Source organism: Kribbella sp. NPDC000426 (assembly GCF_040300265.1).
In the GTDB taxonomy this organism is placed as follows: domain Bacteria; phylum Actinomycetota; class Actinomycetes; order Propionibacteriales; family Kribbellaceae; genus Kribbella.
In genome coordinates this window covers 594,171-608,427 of the sequence record NZ_JBEPDK010000001.1, presented here as the reverse complement: position 1 = coordinate 608,427, position 14,257 = coordinate 594,171, and the positions used below count along the sequence as shown (strand labels likewise).

General features: G+C 68.6%; 13 protein-coding genes. 8 read left to right on the top strand and 5 right to left on the bottom strand.

All coding sequences use genetic code 11. The features are described from left to right. Nucleotides 1-46 precede the first annotated feature (46 nt). Nucleotides 47-370: a hypothetical protein gene (locus ABT313_RS02960; RefSeq protein ID WP_350849881.1), complete on the bottom strand. Its 324-nt coding sequence runs from the start codon at nucleotides 368-370 to the stop codon at nucleotides 47-49. Here ABT313_RS02960 and ABT313_RS02955 point away from each other — a divergent pair. Next, complete coding sequence (locus tag ABT313_RS02955; RefSeq protein WP_350848010.1) at nucleotides 278-1,177, top strand: MFS transporter; 900 nt, start codon at nucleotides 278-280, stop codon at nucleotides 1,175-1,177. The genes ABT313_RS02960 and ABT313_RS02955 overlap by 93 nt on opposite strands. On the opposite strand, the gene ABT313_RS02950 is transcribed toward ABT313_RS02955, so the two are convergent. Next, nucleotides 1,162-4,131, bottom strand: a complete 2,970-nt coding sequence (locus tag ABT313_RS02950; RefSeq protein WP_350848007.1) for an AfsR/SARP family transcriptional regulator — start codon at nucleotides 4,129-4,131, stop codon at nucleotides 1,162-1,164. The genes ABT313_RS02955 and ABT313_RS02950 overlap by 16 nt on opposite strands. Nucleotides 4,132-4,207: 76 nt before the next feature. Here ABT313_RS02950 and ABT313_RS02945 point away from each other — a divergent pair, with 76 nt between their 5' ends. Further along, entirely contained in the window at nucleotides 4,208-4,972 is a 765-nt protein-coding gene (locus tag ABT313_RS02945; RefSeq protein ID WP_350848005.1) for a sulfite exporter TauE/SafE family protein, read from the top strand. Here ABT313_RS02945 and ABT313_RS02940 read toward each other — a convergent pair. Continuing rightward, the gene (locus tag ABT313_RS02940) at nucleotides 4,969-5,964 is read right to left on the bottom strand and encodes an ElyC/SanA/YdcF family protein (RefSeq protein ID WP_350848002.1); all 996 of its coding nucleotides are present in this window, start codon (nucleotides 5,962-5,964) and stop codon (nucleotides 4,969-4,971) included. The genes ABT313_RS02945 and ABT313_RS02940 overlap by 4 nt on opposite strands. An 82-nt stretch (nucleotides 5,965-6,046) precedes the next feature. Here ABT313_RS02940 and ABT313_RS02935 point away from each other — a divergent pair, with 82 nt between their 5' ends. Continuing rightward, on the top strand, nucleotides 6,047-7,282 hold the full coding sequence (locus ABT313_RS02935; RefSeq protein ID WP_350848000.1) for a D-arabinono-1,4-lactone oxidase: 1,236 nt from the start codon (nucleotides 6,047-6,049) through the stop codon (nucleotides 7,280-7,282). Here the strand turns inward: ABT313_RS02935 and ABT313_RS02930 are convergent. After that, nucleotides 7,272-7,970: a cache domain-containing protein gene (locus tag ABT313_RS02930; RefSeq protein ID WP_350847998.1), complete on the bottom strand. Its 699-nt coding sequence runs from the start codon at nucleotides 7,968-7,970 to the stop codon at nucleotides 7,272-7,274. The two genes, ABT313_RS02935 and ABT313_RS02930, sit on opposite strands and share 11 nt — an antisense overlap. Then, a complete protein-coding gene (locus ABT313_RS02925; protein WP_350847996.1) occupies nucleotides 7,967-8,713 on the bottom strand; it encodes a FadR/GntR family transcriptional regulator in 747 nt (248 codons plus the stop codon). The genes ABT313_RS02930 and ABT313_RS02925 overlap by 4 nt, the downstream gene beginning before the upstream one ends. 119 nt (nucleotides 8,714-8,832) lie before the next feature. Between ABT313_RS02925 and ABT313_RS02920 the strand changes: the two genes are divergently transcribed. From ABT313_RS02920 to ABT313_RS02900, 5 genes are read left to right on the top strand one after another with little or no spacing between them, the layout of a single operon-like run. Further along, nucleotides 8,833-10,269, top strand: a complete 1,437-nt coding sequence (locus ABT313_RS02920) for a gamma-aminobutyraldehyde dehydrogenase (protein ID WP_350847994.1) — start codon at nucleotides 8,833-8,835, stop codon at nucleotides 10,267-10,269. Further along, a complete protein-coding gene (locus ABT313_RS02915) occupies nucleotides 10,266-11,336 on the top strand; it encodes an ABC transporter ATP-binding protein (RefSeq protein WP_350847992.1) in 1,071 nt (356 codons plus the stop codon). Before ABT313_RS02920 ends, ABT313_RS02915 begins: the two co-directional genes overlap by 4 nt. 35 nt (nucleotides 11,337-11,371) lie before the next feature. Next, on the top strand, nucleotides 11,372-12,571 hold the full coding sequence (locus ABT313_RS02910) for an ABC transporter substrate-binding protein (RefSeq protein WP_350847990.1): 1,200 nt from the start codon (nucleotides 11,372-11,374) through the stop codon (nucleotides 12,569-12,571). Further along, nucleotides 12,568-13,410 (top strand): ABC transporter permease, encoded by an 843-nt coding sequence (locus ABT313_RS02905; protein ID WP_350847988.1) that lies wholly within the window; start codon nucleotides 12,568-12,570, stop codon nucleotides 13,408-13,410. Before ABT313_RS02910 ends, ABT313_RS02905 begins: the two co-directional genes overlap by 4 nt. Continuing rightward, nucleotides 13,410-14,219: an ABC transporter permease gene (locus tag ABT313_RS02900; protein ID WP_350847986.1), complete on the top strand. Its 810-nt coding sequence runs from the start codon at nucleotides 13,410-13,412 to the stop codon at nucleotides 14,217-14,219. Before ABT313_RS02905 ends, ABT313_RS02900 begins: the two co-directional genes overlap by 1 nt. Nucleotides 14,220-14,257: the final 38 nt, after the last annotated feature.

Genomic DNA, 14,257 nt, shown 5'->3' with positions numbered 1-14,257 from the left:
GGCTCTGGATCGGCCAGAGTGCATCTCAACTCGCAAGTTTCGCCGCTCAGGTGACCCTGCCGCTGGTCGCGGTCACCTCGCTCGGCGCGGCCGCCGCACAACTCGGCGTACTGCGTGCCGTGCAGCAAGTCCCGATCCTGCTGTTCTCGCTCGTGGTCGGCGTACTCGTTGACCGCTGGCGGTTCCGGACCGTGCTGGTGGCCGCGGATCTGGGCCGGGCGCTGGTGTTCGCCTCGGTCCGCTCGGGCTGGGGCTCGGGCTGCCGTTCCTGTACGTCGTGGGCTTCGTGGCCGGCCTGTTCACGGTCTGCTTCGACGTGGCCTATCAATCCGCGCTGCCGCGCCTGGTCGAGCGGAATCAGCTTGCCCAAGGCAACAGCATGCTCGAGACCACGCGATCGGCCGCACAGATCTCCGGGCCGGCGCTCGGCGGCGGGCTGGTGTCGTTGCTGACTGCACCGATCGCGGTCCTGGCCAGCGCGGTGCTGTTCGCGTTCTCGAGTCTGTCGGTTGCCCGGATCGGCAACCGCACGACGACCGGTGTTCCGCGGACAGGTGTCCTGCGCCAGATCGGCGAAGGCCTCCGGATCGTCCGTCACGACAAGTCCTTGCGGGCGATCGCGGCCGCGACCTGTGTGTACCAGTTCGGCTTCACCGCGCTGACGACGGTTTACTTGCTGTTCCTGACCCGCACCCTCGACCTGCCGAGCGCAGTCGTCGGGTTGGTGCTGGCCGCCTTCGGCCCCGGCGTACTCATCGGTTCGTTGCTCTCCGCCTGGTTGCCGAGACGCTTCGGCTACGGCCCGGTCGTCGTCTTCGCCGCCTTGATCTCGGACCTGGTGATGCTCACTACGTCGACACTGCGCGGCTCGGGCCCGCTGACGATCGCCGCTCTGATCGTGATCAACATCTTGTACGGCGCCCTCAGCCAGTCCGTCGACGTCGCGGTGACCGCAATCCGCCAACTGGTCACGCCCTTGCAGGTGCAGGGCCGAGTCGTTGCTACGATCAACTTTCTCGGGCTGGGCCTGACGCCGTTCGGTGCGTTGCTCGGCGGCGCCGCGGCGGGCGGGCTGGGCACCCGGCCCGCGCTGTTGATCGCGACGCTGGCGCTGTTCCTGTCGCCGCTCTGCCTGAGCCTGTCCCCGCTGGCTAGATTGCGTCAGTTCAGTGAGTGAAGCTTGGTGCGTAGACCGTCCGCGTACGCCGGGAAGCGTTCGTCGGCCAGGGACAGGGCTTGGTTGAGGTATTCGACGGCCGCCGTGGCGTCGTCGGTTGCGGTGGCGTGGTCGGCCAGGCCCTCCAACGACTCCAGGAGGTAGAGGTTGTCCTTGGCCTCCGTGGTCTCCTGCCGGACCTGTTCGTAGTACACGAGAGCAGCGTCGGCGTCGCCGATCGCGAGTAGGCTCGCGCCGAGATTGAGCTTCATCGTCCACTGCGCGGCGAGCCCGCCGGTTCGCTCCGCCGCTTCGAGGCTCTGGCGATGGGCGGTCACCGCGCGCTCGAGATCGCCGCGAAGCCGGTAGGACTTGCCGAGGTTGGCCAGCGCGTACGGAAGGCTGAACGTGTTGCCGAGTTCGAGCGACAGTTCGTAGGCCTCGGTGGATGCTGCGACCGCGTCGTCGGCCCGGCCGAGCGCGAGCGAACTCATCGCGAGTCCGTTCAGCACGTCGGCCATCATGCCGGACGGCCCGAGCTTCCGCAGGATCGTCAGGGCCTCCTCGTGGTGCTCGCAAGCCAACTCGAACTGGTGGGCGTTGCCGTAGAGGATCCCGGTCGCGGCGAGAGTCATCCCGAGCAAGGCGGCGTGGTCTTGTTCGCGGGCGATCCGGGTGGCCTCCTGCAGCAACGGAAGCGCCTCGGTGAAGGGATCCAGAACCTGCAGACACAGCGCAAGACCGATGTTGAGCTGCACCCGGATCAACGGATCCGCATCGGGTGGCAGCAGGTCGAGTGCCACGCGGTACATCTCCACCGCGGCCGCTGATCCCTGGTTCGACCGGGTCAGCCGGCCGGTCGCGTGCAGGACTCGCGCCTCGACCTCACGGTCGCCCAGCCGCCGGGCGGCTTCCAGCGCGCTACTGAGGACGACTCCCTGCTGCTGGATCAGGCCGCGCAGGCGCAGGAACCGCTCGGACGTCAGGGCGAGCATCCAGGTGTAGGTGTCCCTGCCCTCGGCAGCGGCGCGCTCGACAGCAGCAGCGAGGTTGCTCGCTTCGGCATCGGCCCAAGCCCGCGATCGCTCGACCGTGTCGAGCGTCGGCACGTGAACGGCCGGCCGCTCGCCGAGCGGTAGATACACTGAGCCGATCCGGCGGGCGAGTGGGTGGTTGCCGGCCTGCAGGTAGTACTCGAGCAGGCGGTCGGTGGCCCGGTCGAGGTCGGCCGGCGACTCCGTACTGCGGGCGAGGTCGGTCGCGTGATCGCGGATGAGGTCGTGGAACTGGTAGCGCTCGGGAGTGGGTTCGAGGAGGAGGTTGGCGTCGACGAGGGACTCGGCCAGATCGGCGGCCTCGTCGGGGGAGCAGTCCGCGAGCGCGGCCGCGCCGTACTGGTCGATGTCGCGGCCGGGGAGCAGGCTGAGGAGGCGGAACATCCGCTGCTGGGCCGGGCCGAGCTGGTCGTAGGACAGCTGGAAGGCGGCCGCGATACCGAGGCCGTCGGCGGTGAGCTCGGTGAGCCGTCGGCCGACCCGGTCGAGGCGCTGGTTGATGTGGGCAACGGTCCAGGACGGGCGATGACGCAGCCGCGCACCGGCGATCCGGAGTGCAAGCGGAAGGTTGCCGCAGCGCTCGATCAGACCGTTGCTAGCAGCAAGATCTGCGGCGGCCCGTTCGGCGCCGACGAGCTGGGCGAGTAAGGCAGATGCATCGTCGGCCGCGAGCAGTCCGAGGTGCAGCCGGTCCCGGACGTCCACACCGGTGAGTTGGTTGCGACTGGTGATCAGTACGCCGCACGTCGGCGATCCCGGCAGCAACGGCGCGACCGTCGTACTGTCCGGGGCGTTGTCCAGGATGACGAGCAGGCGCCGGCCGGCCACCGTCGTACGCCAGAGGGCCTGGGTCTTCTCGAAGGTGTGCGGGATGCTCGTCCCCGGTACGCCGACACCCGTCAGCAGGTGGTCGAGCGCGGCCTTGACGTCGAGTGCCCGGCGGCCCGCGGTGTGGCCGTGCAGGTCGACGAAGAGCAGACCATCCGGGTACCGCGATGCGAGTTGTCGTGCGGTGTTGACCGCGAGCGCCGTCTTGCCGGCTCCGGCCATACCGTCGATCGCGACGATCGGAGGGACGGCTGCGCCGGTGCTGCCAAGGCCCTCGGCGAGCTGCGCGAGCTCGGCGCTGCGACCGACGAACGTGGCACCGGCGTACGGGAGTTCGTCGCGGGTCTGGGCCGGCTCGTCGTTGCGAAGGATCGTCTGATGGATCGTGCGGAGCGCGGGGCCGGGCTCGACGCCGAGCTGGTCGACGAGCGCATCCCGCGTGTGCGAGTAGACGTCGAGGGCGTCGGCCTGCCGGCCGTCCGCTGCGAGCGCCCGCATGAGTTGACCTGCGAGGCGTTCGTCGAACGGCCGTTGCGCAACAGCTGGGATGAGTTCGGCGACCACCTCGGCCGGGCGCCCGCGGTCCAGGTCGAGATCGACCCGGTCGCTGAAGACCTTGTCGCGCCGCTCGATCAGTCGCCGGCGCTGCGCCGCGAGGTACTGACCCGGGAGCCCGGCCAGCGGATCGCCGTGGAAGAGGTCGAGCGCGCGCTGGTACTCGTCGGCCGCGGCATCGAGATCACCGCGTTCGCGATGCTCGGTCGCCGTACGGACCGCGGACTCGAACGAGGTGATGTCGAGCGCGTCCGCGGCGAGCCGGAGCCGGTAGCCCTCCGGCGTACGGTCGAGGACGTCGGGCGGGAGCACCCGGCGCAGTCGGTAGACGTACGGCGGCAGCACCTTGAGACCGGTGCCCGGAGGGTTGTCCTGCCAGACGAGATCGAGGAGCTCCTCGGGGGTGCAGACCTCGTTGGCCCGCAGCGCGAGCACCGCCAGCAACGTCTGCAGCCGCTGCGCGCCGACGGGCAGTTGGCGACCCTGCCAGTACACCCCCAACGGTCCCAGCAGCTCGATCCGTAGCTGAGAGGTCACCCACCGCAGTCTGCCTTGTCCACGGATCAACCAGCAACGGACGTCTCACCGGATCGGGTGTGATTGGGTGGGCGGCATGACGGGCGCGGAGCACGTGGCGGTGATCGCTGCCGGGTTCGGTGCAGGCATCCTGACCTCGACCGTCGGTGTCGCGTCGCTGCTGAGCTTTCCGGTCCTGATCGCGCTGGGGATCCCGCCCGTGGTCGCCAACGCGTCGAACACGCTCGGGCTGTTGCCCGGCGCACTGAGTGGCGCATTCGGGTATCGGCGCGAGTTGCGCGAGGTGCCGCGCAATCAGTTGGTTGCCGTCGTGGTGATCTGTGCCGTCGGCGCGATCGGCGGCGCTGCGCTGCTGCTGGCGTTGCCGTCGCGCGTGTTCGCATCGGCGGCGCCGTGGCTGATCCTCTTCACCTGCCTGATCGTGGGCGTCCAGCCCTGGATCGCCCGTTGGCTGCGCGCCCGGTCCGATCATCAACACGGACTGCGGCCGTCGATGTCGCCGGCAACGATTGTGTTCACCGCGCTGACCGGTGTGTACGGCGGCTACTTCGGCGCCGGCGCCGGCGTCATGATGATGGCCGTCCTCGGTCTCGGGCTCGACCTGGAGCTGCGGGTCGTCAACGGTCTCAAGACGCTCGCGCTGCTGGCCGCGAACCTGGTCGCGAGCATCATCTTCGTGTTCATCGCCGACCTCGACCTGACCGCGAGCGGCCTGCTCGCGGCCGGCTCCATCGTCGGCGGGTACGTCGGCGCTCACATCGGCCGCCGGCTCCCGGCAACCCTGCTCCGTGTGCTGATCGTGCTGGCCGGCGTGGTCGCCGCCGTACTCATGTTGCGCTAGACGTGCTGGGAGATCGCAGCGGCGGCGATCAGCAGGCAGATGCCGCCGTTCAGGTACGGGTGGCTGAACAGGATCGCGACGAACTCGCGGATCGTTGCCGTCGGCCAGTAGTACGCCGCGGTGGGGGATCCGATCACCTGGCCGTTGACCTTCGCCTTGCGCGCGGTCATCGCGGCCCGGAACGCGTGGAAGTTGTTCGTCACGATCAGGCAGCGGTACTTCGGCGTCCGCGCGACCATCAGCTCGCGGCTGAAGGTCAGGTTCTCCAGCGTGCTGGTCGACCGGTCCTCACGCAGGATCTGGTCGTCGGGGACACCGCGCTCGATCAGGTACGACGCCATCGCGTGCGACTCGGGGACCTCCTCGTCGGGGCCCTGCCCACCTGAGGTGATCATGATCGGCGTACGGCCCCGGCGCAGCGCCCGGTCGTACACCTGCTTGCCGCGGTCCAGCCGGCTGGCGAGCAGTGGCGGGACCCGCGACCCGCGCAGGCCGGCGCCGAGCACGATCACGTAGTCGACTTTCCGGGACGAGCGGACCCGGCTGTAGACGAACGCGTACACCAGGAAGCAGACGAACAGGAACGCGATGTAGGTCAGCACCCCGATCAGCACCGAGCGCAGCGCCGCCAGCGGCTCCCAGCCGATCTTCTGCACGGCCACGCTGAACACGACGAAACCGATGATGCCCAGTCCCGCGAGCAGCGACAGCAGGTTCTTCGGACGACGGCCCTCCCGGCGCAGCATCGTGATGCCGTTGACGACCAGGAACACCGCGAGGACGGCGATCGCCAGCGGGATCACGCCGAGGATCGCCAGCACGAGCCAGCGGGCCGCGGTGTCGTTGAACGCGTCGACGACGAAGATCATCCCGATGCCCGCGAACATCAGCGTCAGGACCAGGAAGATCCCGTTCTTGAACAGCCGCCGGTCCCGCAGGAAGCTGACCGCGAACACGACGAACCAGAACGCGGCGATCAGGAAGGCGTACATCGGGCACATGAAATCACGGCGGGCTGACCAGAAGCTGGAACTGCCGGGTTCGTGAGTGTCCCGCGTGTGCGAGGCTGACGCCATGAGCAGCGTGACCAACTGGGCAGGCAACGTCAGATTCGCCAGTGAGCTGCAGCGGCCTCGGTCCGTCGAGGAGCTGCAGGAACTGGTCGCGGCGGCGGAGAAGGTGCGGGTGCTCGGCACCGGGCACTCGTTCAACCGGATCGCCGACAGCGCCGGGACGCTGGTGAGCGTGCAGGACCTGCCGGCGACCGTCGAGGTCGGCGAGGGCGGGGTGACGGTGTCGGCCGGGCTGCGGTACGGCGAGATCACGGCCGCGCTCGAGGCCCAGGGGCTCGCGCTGCACAACCTCGGGTCGCTGCCGCACATCTCGGTGGCGGGCGCCTGCTCGACCGGGACGCACGGGTCTGGCGTCGGGAACGGGCCGCTGGCCGACGCGGTCAGCGCGATCACGTTCGTCGACGCCGGCGGCGAGCTCGTCACGCTGACCCGTGACGACGAGGACTTCGCCGGCTCGGTGATCTCACTCGGTGCGCTCGGTGTGACGGTGAGCATGACACTGGAAGTCCAACCGTCGTACCAGCTCAGCCAGGTGGTGTACGACGGGTTGCCGGTCGAGCGCCTCGGGTCGGACTTCGACGCGGTGATGGGCAGCGCGTACAGCGTCAGCGCGTTCACCGACTGGGTCGACCCGGACGTGATGGTCTGGCGGAAGTCACGCGATCTCGGCGAGCCCTCGGCGGAGTGGCTGGGCGCGCGTCTCGCCGACGGGCCGCGGCACCCGATCAAGGGGATGCCGGCCGACTACGCGACCCAGCAGGGCGGTGTACCGGGTCCGTGGAACGAGCGGCTGCCGCACTTCCGGCTCGAGTTCACCCCGAGCAACGGCGACGAGCTGCAGTCGGAGTACTTCGTACCGCGCGACCGGGCGGCCGAGGCGGTCGAGGTACTACGGGCCCTGGGCAACCAGTTCACGCCGGTGATCCAGGTGTCCGAGGTGCGGACGATCGCGGCCGACGAGCTGTGGCTGAGCCCGAGCCAGGGCCGGGACACGGTGGCGCTGCACTTCACGTGGATCCAGGACGAGGTCGCGGTCCGCCCGGTCGTCGCTGCGATCGAGGAGGCGCTTGCGTCCCTCGACGTACGACCGCACTGGGGCAAGGTCTTCGCTGCCGATGCCGCGACACTGGCCGAGCGGTACCCGAAGGTCAAGGACTTCATCGAGCTCGCGGCGAAGTACGACCCGGCGGGTAAGTTCCGCAACGAATACCTCGATACTTTCCTGCCTAGGAGCTGAGCTCGACCAGCGACAGCGGGAGGTCCTCGATCCGGTACTCCGGGGCCGGGGTCCGCAGGAGCGTGCCGCCGACGTGGCGGGCGCTGTTGCTGAGCACGATCCGGCCCTGATCGTTGACGATGGCAACCTTCCGGTGGGTCGCCCGCAGGCACGGCAGGATCGCCTTCTCGAACGTGAAGACCCGGACGTCGGCTCCGGCCACGCCGGCGAAGCGGTCCCGGACGACGACCGGCACGGTGAATGTCAGCGTGTAGTCGTCGGTGCAGAGGTAGTCGACGTACGGGCCGGTGATGTGCCGGTGGCCGGTCCGCTGCGGTACGTCGTACCAGGGCAGGGCCTCGTAGTCGTAGAAGTTCTCGCCGTGCGGGTCGGTGTCGACGATCAAACGCTCGGTGACGCCGTTGCTGAGCATGAACCACTCGAGCCACCAGCGGGCATCGGCCAGCGCGTCGATCGCGGCGACGAAGCCGGCGCCCTGGATCAACGCGGCCGGTGCCTCGAGCGCCGGCTGGACCAGCTCGACCACGCCGCCGAGGTCGGCACGCCGGACGGTCGGCTGCCGGTCGAAGACGGCCGCGGTGGCCGCGCCGATCTGCTCGGCCAGCCCGAACGCCTCCCCGACCACGGACTCGACCAGCTCGAGCACCGTCTCGAGACCGGCGTCGAGGGTCAAAGACTCTGTGCTCATGTGTCCTCCAACGCCAGTCTGAGGTCGATCAGGCGTGCCGTCGAGTCGGCCACGCGTTCCTCCGCGGCGGTCCGGGCCGCGTCGCCGTCGGTACGGCCGATCGCGGCGACCACCTCACGGCAGCTCTCCACCGTCCGGCGGTGGCTCTCGTCGTCGCCGAACGCGAGCCAGAGCAACGTGCCGACCTCGGCCTGCAGGCTCACCTCGGCCCGGTAGAGCCGGGTCGACTGCGCGGTCGCGGCCACCTCGATGTGGAACTGCGCGTCCGCGCGCCGGCGTCCACCCAGGCCCTCGGCGTTCTCCAGACTGTCGCAGACCGCCGTGAGTCGCCGTACGTCGTCCGGCGTCGCGCGCTCGGCTGCCAGCCGCGCCGCCGTCCCCGCGATCGCGCTGTAGTGGTCGCCGAGGTCCCGCAGTTGCGCGAGGCTCAGCTCGGCCAGCCGGTCGCGGACGATCGCGTTGGACATCTCCTGGTGTGCGCGGACGAAACTGCCGCCGCCGCGACCCCGCCGGGTATCGATCAGGCCGCGCTGCCGCAACGAGGACAGCGCCTCGCGGATCGTGGTGGTCGACACCCCGAAGATGCCGGCCAGGTCGGTCTCTCCCGGCAGTTGCCCGGAGTCGGGGACGAGGCCGAGCGCGATCGCGTCGGTCAGCCGGCGGGCCACCAGTTCCGAGCGGCTCAGCGTCTCCAGCGGTGCGAACACCGCCGCCGCGCCACTGCCGTAGAACCGCAGCGCCATCCGGTCTCACCCGCCCTCACGACACGACTTCGAAACAGCTCGCGGACATTGTCGTCGATCGCTTGAACTTTAACATCTGATTTCATATGTTTACGCTCAACCAGCGTTCGGGAGTGCTGATGAGAACAGTGCGGAACCTGATCAATGCAGAGCTGCGGGACGCGCAGAGCGGCGCGACCAGTGAGCTGGTCGACCCGGCCACCGGCAAGGTCTTCGGGACGGCTCCGCTGTCCAGCGAGGAGGACGTGGACGCGGCGTACCGGGCTGCGGCCGCGGCCGTGCCGAGCTGGGGCGGGATCACGCCGGCCGAGCGGCAACGCATGCTGCTCCGGTTCGCCGACCTGGTCGAGTCGCGCGGCGACGACCTGGTCGCCGCCGAGTCGCAGAACACCGGCAAGCCGATCGAGCTGACCAGGACCGAGGAGCTCGCGGTCATGGTCGATCAACTGCGCTTCTTCGCCGGGGCTGCGCGGATGCTCGAAGGCAAGTCGGCCGGCGAGTACATGGCCGGCCACACGTCGTGGATCCGCCGCGAACCGATCGGCGTCGTCGGGCAGATCACGCCGTGGAACTACCCGATGATGATGGCGGTCTGGAAGATCGGGCCTGCCCTCGCCGCCGGGAACACGCTGGTGCTGAAGCCGGCCGAGACCACACCGGTGACGACGTCGCTGCTCGCGGAAATGGCGGCCGAGGTGCTGCCGCCGGGCGTCTTCAATGTCGTCTGCGGCGACCGCGCAACCGGTCAGGCCGTGGTCGCACATCCGACGCCGGGCCTGGTCAGCATCACCGGTTCGACCCGAGCCGGTTCGGAGGTCGCGAGTACGGCGGCTCTCGACCTGAAGCGCACGCACCTCGAGCTGGGTGGCAAGGCGCCAGTGCTGGTCTTCCCCGACGCGGACCTGGCCGCAGCGGCCGAGGCGATCGGGATCGCGGGCTACTTCAACGCCGGCCAAGACTGTACGGCGGCCTGCCGCGTGCTGGTCCATGCCTCGGTGCACGACTCGTTCGTGCAAGCGTTGGTCGACTGGGCCCGGGACAACGCGAAGCCGGGGCTTGCCGGGGACGAGGACGCGCTGTTCGGTCCGCTGAACAGCAGCCTGCAGCTCGACCGGGTCCGCGGGTTCCTGGCCCGGATGCCCGAGCACGGCTCGATCGCGCTCGGCGGCCGGCGACCGGGCGGAGCGCTTGCCGACGGCTACTTCCTCGAGGCGACCGTCGTCACCGGGTTGCAGCAGGACGACGAGATGATCCAGGACGAGGTGTTCGGACCGGTCATCACCGTGCAGTCGTTCGCCGACGAGGACGACGGGTTGCGCAAGGCCAACGACGTACAGTTCGGGCTCGCCTCGAGCGTGTTCACCGCGGACCACTCCCGGGCGATGCGGCTGTCCAAGGCCCTCGACTTCGGCTGCGTCTGGATCAACACGCACATCCCGCTGGTGGCCGAGATGCCGCACGGCGGTTTCAAACACTCGGGTCACGGCAAGGACCTGTCGCTGTACGGCGTCGAGGACTACACCCGGGTGAAGCACGTGATGTCGGCGATCGGATGACTTCGGTGGACGCGCAGGTGCAGGCCGTGGCGACGGATGCCGCCGCGGTCAGCCTGCGCGGTCTGCGCAAGACGTTCGGCGAAGTGACCGCGGTCGACGGGATCGATCTCGACCTGACCGAGGGCGAGTTCTTCTCGATGCTCGGCCCGTCCGGCTCCGGCAAGACCACGGTGCTGCGGATGATCGCCGGCTTCGAGGTGCCGACGGCCGGGCGGATCCTGCTCGGCGGCACGGACGTGACCGACCGGGCGCCGTACGCGCGGGACGTGAACACGGTCTTCCAGGACTATGCGTTGTTCCCGCACATGAGTGTGCTGCAGAACGTCGAGTACGGGCTGCGGGTGAAGGGGGTCGACCGGCGGAGTCGCCGTACACGGGCTGTCGAGGCGCTCGAGACAGTCCGGCTGGAGGGGTACGGCGACCGCCGGCCGAGTCAGCTGTCCGGGGGACAGCAGCAACGCGTCGCGCTCGCGCGGGCGCTGGTGAACCGGCCGAAGGTGCTGCTGCTGGACGAACCGCTGGGCGCCCTCGACCTGAAGCTGCGGCGCGAGATGCAGATCGAGCTGAAGGCGATGCAGCGCGATGTCGGCATCACGTTCGTGTTCGTCACGCACGACCAGGAGGAAGCACTCACCATGAGCGACCGGATCGCCGTGTTCAACGGCGGCCGGATCGAGCAGCTGGCCACGCCGGTGGAGCTGTACGAACACCCGGCGAGCGCGTTCGTCGCCGGGTTCGTTGGTACGTCCAATCTGCTCGAGGGGGAGGTCGCGGCGGCGGTCGTCGGGACCGAGGGCCTGTTCACGGTCCGTCCGGAGAAGATCCGGCTGCAGTTGCGCGACACCACCGCCGAACCGGGGACGTGTACGGCGACCGGGGTGGTCCGCGAGGTCGTGTACCTGGGGTCGGCGACCCAGACGGTCGTCGACCTGGACGCCGGCGGCTCGCTGATCGTCCTGCAGCAGAACCAGCACGGATCGGTGCAGGACAAGCTCGAACTTCGCGGAACCGGGGTCCGGCTGACCTGGGCCCGCGAGAACACCGTCGCGATCGGCGGTCCGCAGTAGCAGTCTCCGCCCCGAAACCCATCAGGGAGCTAGAGATGAAGAAGATCAGCGTAGCGGCGAGCCTGGCAGTGCTCGCCCTGGTCGCGGCCGCTTGTGGCACCTCCGGCGGCGGCGACTCCTCGGCCAAGGCCAGCAACGGATTCTCCGCCCCGAACCTGCCGAAGCTGGACAAGCTCGGAGCCGGGGAGGGCAAGCTCAGCGTGCTGGCCTGGCCCGGGTACGCCGAGGACGGCTCGAACGACCCGAAGGTCGACTGGGTGACGCCGTTCGAGAAGCAGACCGGCTGCCAGGTGACGGTGAAGACGTTCGGCACCTCCGACGAGGCCGTCACGCTGATGAAGACCGGGCAGTACGACGTGGTGTCGGCCTCCGGCGACGCGACGCTGCGGCTGATCGCGGGCGGACAGGTCGAGCCGGTGAACACCGACCTGGTTCCGAACTACGCGGACGTCTACCCGTTCCTGAAGAACCGGCCGTGGAACTCGGTGAACGGCCAGATGTACGGCATCCCGCACGGGTGGGGCGCGAACCTGTTGATGTGGCGCACCGACAAGGTCAAGCCGGCGCCGACCTCGTGGGGCGTGGTGTTCGACGCGAGCTCGCCGTACAAGGGCACGGTGACGGCGTACGACTCGCCGATCTACATCGCCGACGCGGCCATGTACCTGATGGCGACCAAGCCGGATCTCGGGATCAAGAACCCGTACGCGCTGGACGACAAGCAGTTCGCGGCCACCGTGGATCTGCTCAAGACGCAGAAGACACTGGTGTCGGAGTACTGGTCGGACTACCTGAAGGCGGCGCAGGCGTTCACCAGCGCCAACACGGTCGTCGGCACCACGTGGCAGGTGATCGCGAACATCGTGACCGGTGAGAAGGTGCCGGTCCAGGTCACGGTCCCGACCGAAGGCGTGACCGGGTGGTCGGACACCTGGATGGTCAGCGCGACCTCCAAGCACAAGAACTGCGCCTACCTGTGGATGAACCACATCATCAGCCCGCAGGCGAACGCAGCAGTCGCCGAGTACTTCGGCGAGGCCCCTGCCAACGGCAAGGCCTGCGCCCTGACCGCCGACAAGAACCACTGCACGACCTACCACGCCGGCGACGCGTCCTACGCCGAGAAGATCTGGTACTGGACCACCCCGATCGAGCAATGCCTCGACGGCCGCACCGACGTCAAATGCACCGACTACAGCAAATGGACCCAAGCCTGGACCCAAGTGAAAGGATGAGCACTCGTCGGGCGCGGGCTCGGTTGGGGGTCTTGCTGGGGCCGCCGATGGTTTGGCTCGGGGTTGCTTATCTCGGGTCGTTGGCGGCGTTGTTCGTTACTGCTTTGTGGACGCAGAACGGGTTCACCGGCGAGATCGAGCGGGTGTGGACGCTGGACAGCTTCAAGACGCTGTTCACGGTCGACGTGTACCGGACGATCGCGTTGCGGACGGTCGGGGTTGCCCTACTGGTGACTGTGATCGATGCGGTGGTGGCGTTTCCGATCGCCATGTACATGTCGAAGGTGGCGGGGCCGGGGCTGCGGCGGTTCCTGCTGGTGGCGGTGCTGATGCCGTTGTGGGCCAGTTATCTGGTCAAGGCGTACGCGTGGCGCGGGATGTTCTCCGAGGGTGGGCTGGTGTCGTCGGCGTTCGAGGCGGTCGGGCTGAAGTCACCCGGGTACGGGTTGACCGCGACCGTGGTGACGCTGGCCTACCTGTGGTTGCCGTACATGATCCTGCCGATCTACGCCGGCCTCGAACGGCTGCCCAACTCGTTGCTGGAGGCATCGGCTGACCTCGGCGGCCGGACCCTGCAGACGCTGCGGCGGATTGTGCTGCCGACCATCGTGCCGGCGATGGTGGCGGGCTCGATCTTCACGTTCAGTCTGACGCTGGGTGACTACATCGCCGTCCGGATCGTCGGTGGCACCAATCAGCTACTCGGCAACGTTGTGTACGACAACGTTGGTGCGGCAAACAACCTGCCGTTCGCGGCCGCGGTGGCGACGATCCCGGTCGTGGTGATGGTGGTATACCTGGCCGCGGTACGTCGTACCGGAGCGATGGAGAGCCTCTGATGACGATGTCGCGCTCGACCCGGATCGTGCTGCGGATCCTGACCGCGGTCATCCTCGGCCTGATCTACGTGCCGCTGCTGCTCGTGCTGGTGAACTCGTTCAACGTGAGCAACACCTTCGCCTGGCCGCCGCGGGAGTTCACGCTCGAGTGGTGGCGGCGCGCGGCCGACAGCCAGGGCGCCCTCGACGCGCTCTGGGTGAGCGTACGGGTCGGGCTGGCCGCGACCGTGGTCGCGCTGGTGCTCGGCACGATGATCGCCTTCGCGCTGCAGCGGTTCCGGTTCTACGGCCGGGACTTCGTGTCGCTGCTGGTGATCCTGCCGATCGCGCTGCCGGGCATCGTCACCGGGATCGCACTGAACAACGCGTTCCGGACCATCTTCGGGTGGCAGCTCGGGTTCCTCACGATCGTGATCGCGCATGCGACGTTCTGCATCGTGACCGTGTTCAACAACGTGATCGCCCGGCTGCGCCGTACCGGGGTCGCGCTGGAGCAGGCGTCCGCGGATCTGGGCGCCTCCGGGTTCACGACGTTCCGGCTGGTGACCTTCCCGCTGATCCGGTCGGCCTTGCTGGCCGGCGCGTTGCTGGCGTTCGCGTTGTCGTTCGACGAGATCGTCGTGACCACGTTCACCGCGGGCGCCGAGGTGCAGACGCTGCCGATCTGGATCTTCAACAACCTCTTCCGCCCGAACCAGGCCCCGATCGTCAACGTCGTCGCAGCAGCCCTGATCCTGATCTCGGTCATCCCGGTCTGGCTGGCCCAGAAACTCTCCGGCGACGCCGAATCGTTAGGAGCGGGTCGCTGACGGTGTTGCGTGGATCACACCGGCGGACAGCAACTGCC

Excerpts from the sequence above, each read along its gene's own strand:
- ABT313_RS02900 (WP_350847986.1), top strand. The coding sequence starts at position 13,410 with ATGACGATGTCGCGCTCGACCCGGATCGTGCTGCGGATCCTGACCGCG.
- ABT313_RS02930 (WP_350847998.1), bottom strand. The coding sequence starts at position 7,970 with ATGAGCACAGAGTCTTTGACCCTCGACGCCGGTCTCGAGACGGTGCTC.
- ABT313_RS02915 (WP_350847992.1), top strand. The coding sequence starts at position 10,266 with ATGACTTCGGTGGACGCGCAGGTGCAGGCCGTGGCGACGGATGCCGCC.
- ABT313_RS02940 (WP_350848002.1), bottom strand. The coding sequence starts at position 5,964 with ATGTACGCCTTCCTGATCGCCGCGTTCTGGTTCGTCGTGTTCGCGGTC.
- ABT313_RS02925 (WP_350847996.1), bottom strand. The coding sequence starts at position 8,713 with ATGGCGCTGCGGTTCTACGGCAGTGGCGCGGCGGCGGTGTTCGCACCG.
- ABT313_RS02935 (WP_350848000.1), top strand. The coding sequence starts at position 6,047 with ATGAGCAGCGTGACCAACTGGGCAGGCAACGTCAGATTCGCCAGTGAG.
- ABT313_RS02945 (WP_350848005.1), top strand. The coding sequence starts at position 4,208 with ATGACGGGCGCGGAGCACGTGGCGGTGATCGCTGCCGGGTTCGGTGCA.
- ABT313_RS02910 (WP_350847990.1), top strand. The coding sequence starts at position 11,372 with ATGAAGAAGATCAGCGTAGCGGCGAGCCTGGCAGTGCTCGCCCTGGTC.
- ABT313_RS02920 (WP_350847994.1), top strand. The coding sequence starts at position 8,833 with ATGAGAACAGTGCGGAACCTGATCAATGCAGAGCTGCGGGACGCGCAG.
- ABT313_RS02905 (WP_350847988.1), top strand. The coding sequence starts at position 12,568 with ATGAGCACTCGTCGGGCGCGGGCTCGGTTGGGGGTCTTGCTGGGGCCG.